The organism is Thermogutta sp. (assembly GCF_014359955.1).
In the GTDB taxonomy this organism is placed as follows: Bacteria; Planctomycetota; Planctomycetia; order Pirellulales; family Thermoguttaceae; genus Thermogutta.
The window spans coordinates 1-3,367 of record NZ_JACIYL010000488.1 but is presented as its reverse complement, the minus strand read 5'-3'; the positions used below and the strand labels follow the sequence as shown (position 1 = coordinate 3,367).

The window sequence follows — 3,367 nt, the reverse complement described above, 5'->3', positions numbered from 1 at the left end:
ACTTCAGTCCCCGCCGCAAGTGCCGTACCCAAGCACAATGCACCGCATCCAATCCAAAAACACAGGGGTGACTCGCGCGAGTCACCCCTGCAGGCAGAACTCGTCTCAAAGGGATTTACGACCGTGCGTCAGGCCATGGCTGCCCGAACCTTAAACCGGCTCACCAGCTCCCGCAGGGCCGCTGCCTGCGCCGAGAGCTCTTCGCTGCTGGAGGCCAGCTCCTCGCTGCCCGCCGCGGACTGCTCCACCACCTGGGCGATGTTCTGTACCGCTTTGCTGACCTCTTCCGCACTGGCCGCTTGCTGCATCGCCGCACTGGCAATCTCCGCGATCTTCTGGCTCGTGGATTCCACGCTCTCGACAATCCGCGCCAGGGCCTCCTCAGTTTGCTGGCTCAGCCCGGCCCCCTCTTCCACGCGGGCGGTCGATTCCTTGATGAGCTTCGTGATTTCGCCGGCCGCCTGGTTGGACCGCTCGGCCAACTTGCGGACCTCGTCGGCCACCACGGCGAAGCCCATGCCGTGCTCGCCCGCCCGGGCAGCCTCGATCGCCGCGTTGAGCGCCAGCAGATTCGTCTGACTGGCAATTTCCGAAATCACCTGAATGATCTCGGCAATCCGCTGCGAGCTCGCCCGAATGAGTTGCATGGCCTCCGCAGACTTCTGCACCGCTTCGCCTCCCTCGCGGGCCACAGTCTGGGCCTGCTGGGCCAGGCGATTGGTCTCGCTGGCGGCCTCCTTCACTTGCTCGATCATCCGCACCATTTCCTGAACGGTTGCGTTCACCTGCTCCACGCTGGCGCTCTGTTCCTGGGCACCACTGGCCAGGGATTGTGACGCCTCCGAAACCACGCGCGAGCCTTCATTGAATTGCTCCGCACTGGCCGCCACATCGCGGATAAGCGCCTCCAGCTTATCGCAGAACGCGTTGAAGTATTGCGCAAGCTGCCCGATCTCGTCGTGGCTGGTAACTTCCAGCCGCTTTGTGAGGTCCCCCTCTCCCTCAGAAACGTCCTTCAGCATCGCGACGACCTTGTTCACCGGACGAATGATGCTGGTGGCCAGGACAAATCCCAGAATGACAGCCACGACAACGCCCAGCCCGGTCGCTCCCAGGGCCAGCGTTTTGGCAAAACTGGCCATGGCAACACCCTCTTGACCCATCCGTTTGGACTCATCGACCCATAGCTCCACAATCTTCGCCAGCCGCTGCTGCTGGTTGTCCATATGGATGCGACAAACATCCATGGCTTGGTGCCGCATTTCGGCAGCGAGCGACTCGATTCTATTAACGTGTCCGTGCACGACATCCTCCAGTTCTTTGTAGATCGCCCAGCAATTCTGCCCCAGGCCCTTCACGTCCCCGTCCACTTTGGCGACCAACTGCGGGTCATTGTGATCGTATTTGGCTAGGGCCTTTTCATAAGCAGCGCACATTTCGAGAACGGCTTTTTTGAACGAGTCGAGTGTGTCGCTGCTCAGGCCGACGCGGGGCATTCGCTTGGCCAGTTCGGCAACTGAGGCTTCAAACTGACTCTTTGCCGCCGCGTACCGCTCCATTTCAGCCTTGTATGCCCCGGCATCGTTGGCACGCAACAACGCGTTTTTGAGGCTCCCCCAAACGTTTGCAAAATCCAGCCCCACTTGTGTCTTCCAGTACCGGCACTGATACCCAAGCGCCGCGAAAAGCTGCCGCTTGCCGCTTTCATCCGGCTGGCATTTGGCGAGCATCTCATCGAACTGTCGCGCCAGGGCGAAGAATTTGTCGTTTTCCTGCATCGTCGTGTCCAATTCGGCCTTGAACTCCTGCCAGATCTTGGCTTCTTCGTCAAGTTGGAACAATGTCTCATACTCCTTTATGGCGTCGTGTTCTACCTGCCGAATTTGTTCCAGCTGCTGGTATTGGCCCTGCCGGCTTTCGAGGTCCAAATCCAGATTGAGGAGCGTTCGCTGCATCCGCATGATGCTTTCAAAGCAGAATTTCATTTCGTTGGTCAATTTGAGTTTGGGCACCGCCTGGTTGGCGAGGTTGTCTACATCTTCGGTCAACTGGGACAACCCGTAATACGCCAGACCACCCACCACCGCGGTGATGCCGGCCACTGCGAGAAATCCGCCCAGCAACTTGGCCTTGAGACTCAGGTGCGACAGTTTGAGAGTCATACCAAACCCCCACGTTCTGAAAGGACTACCAAAACCCCATCCCTACCAATCGACAACCCAACCCTCCGTGCCCCGCACTGCCCGGTCCTCCGACCAGTCCCATGCGGCCGGAAAACCGAACGAAATGGGGAAGCTACTGGACCCTAGGTTGCAATTGGGGGGTCGTCAAGTAATTTTTTGGAGTGCGGGGCTTTAGCCCCGCTTTCCGCGCGGGACTTCAGTCCCCGATGAACGCCAATGGATGGTCCAACGTTCAACGGCGGACGTGACAAGCACGTCCGTCCGAGAAAAACGGACCTGACAAGCAGGTCCCTCCGGAAGGTCGGAGGGGCACGCTTGTCGTGCCCGATGAGGTGGGATGGATCGTCAATCGGTGTTTATCGGACCCGACAGGCGGGTCCCTCCGAAAAAAGCGGACGTGACAAGCACGTCCCTCCGAAATAACGGACCTGACAAGCGGGTCCCTCCGGAAGGCGGACGCGGGTTCCATTCGGATCAACGGCAAGGTCGTGAAGGCTGAAGCCTTCACCGGAAAGCGGCGATGAATCGCCGCACTCCATAAATCGCCGCACTCCAAATGTGAAAAAGCCCCCTCTTTTCACCGGGCAACGCCCAGCGCACACAGCCGGGCAAAACGGGGAAACACGACTTCCGCCAAACGCTGCATCCGGCCGAACTGGCGGCGGGTCTCTTCGAGAATTTTTGTTTTCGATAAACCGAGTTGTGCCAGCTCGCCGCTTGCTTCCGCGGAGTCCATCCACGCCTCCACAAGGGCCGGCGTCACCTCCAGATGAAACTGAAGCCCCCACGCGCACGTCCCAAAGCGGAAAGCCTGGTTGACACAGTCGCTCGCGGTGGCCAGCAAGAAGGCCCCTTCGGGCAAGGTGAAGGTATCGCCATGCCACTGGAAAACGACTCCCCGCCATGGCACCCCACAGAAAAGCGCATCGCTTGCGGTAGCCGGAGTGAAGCTCACCTCGTACCAGCCAATCTCCTTGACCGGATTGGGATAAACCCGGGCGTTCAAGCAGCGGGCAAGCAGTTGGGCCCCCAAACAGATCCCCAGAACGGGGATTTCACGCCGCACGGCCTGGGTGAGCCATTCCTTTTCGCGGGCAAGATAGGGGAACTTGTCCACCTCGTCAACGTTCATGGGACCACCCAGCGCGACCAGACCCGCCAGGTTCTCCCAATCCAGATCCTCC

The 3,367-nt window shown here is 59.6% G+C and carries 2 protein-coding genes; both read right to left on the bottom strand.

All coding sequences use genetic code 11. The features are described 5' to 3' along the window. Positions 1–128 precede the first annotated feature (128 nt). Positions 129–2,162, bottom strand: coding sequence for a methyl-accepting chemotaxis protein (locus H5U08_RS13390; RefSeq protein WP_297033980.1), 2,034 nt, complete (start codon positions 2,160–2,162; stop codon positions 129–131). A 598-nt stretch (positions 2,163–2,760) separates the two neighbouring features. Continuing rightward, positions 2,761–3,367 (bottom strand): type 1 glutamine amidotransferase (locus tag H5U08_RS13385; protein WP_297033978.1); only part of this gene is annotated, 607 nt, incomplete at its 5' end.